The sequence below is a fragment of the Nocardia cyriacigeorgica genome, from assembly GCF_010858045.1.
Taxonomy (GTDB): domain Bacteria; phylum Actinomycetota; class Actinomycetes; order Mycobacteriales; family Mycobacteriaceae; genus Nocardia; species Nocardia cyriacigeorgica_E.
The window spans coordinates 1-274 of record NZ_JAAGVC010000414.1 but is presented as its reverse complement, the minus strand read 5'-3'; the positions used below and the strand labels follow the sequence as shown (position 1 = coordinate 274).

1 protein-coding gene is annotated in these 274 nt (G+C 65.7%); it reads right to left on the bottom strand.

Annotated features, from left to right (window positions below):
• Window positions 1–274 (bottom strand): proline dehydrogenase family protein (locus GV790_RS30255; protein WP_175586048.1); only part of this gene is annotated, 274 nt, incomplete at both ends.

The window sequence follows — 274 nt, the reverse complement described above, 5'->3', positions numbered from 1 at the left end:
TTTCCGGATCGTGTGAGGCGACCATCGGATAGCCCTCACCACGCATCAGCACTTCCAGGCAACGCCGGTAGGAGGCGTCGACCTCGCCGCGGTGCTGATAGGCCACTTCTTCCGGTTCCCGGTAGGCGCCCTTGCACAACCGGATCCGGGAGCCGGGGCCTGCGAAGTCACGGCAGTCGGCTTCGGTGCGCCGCAGATAGGCCTGCAATACCGTGCCCAGCCACGGGAATTCGTCTCTGAGCTCGGCGACTGTGGCGAGGGTTGCGTCGGTGGT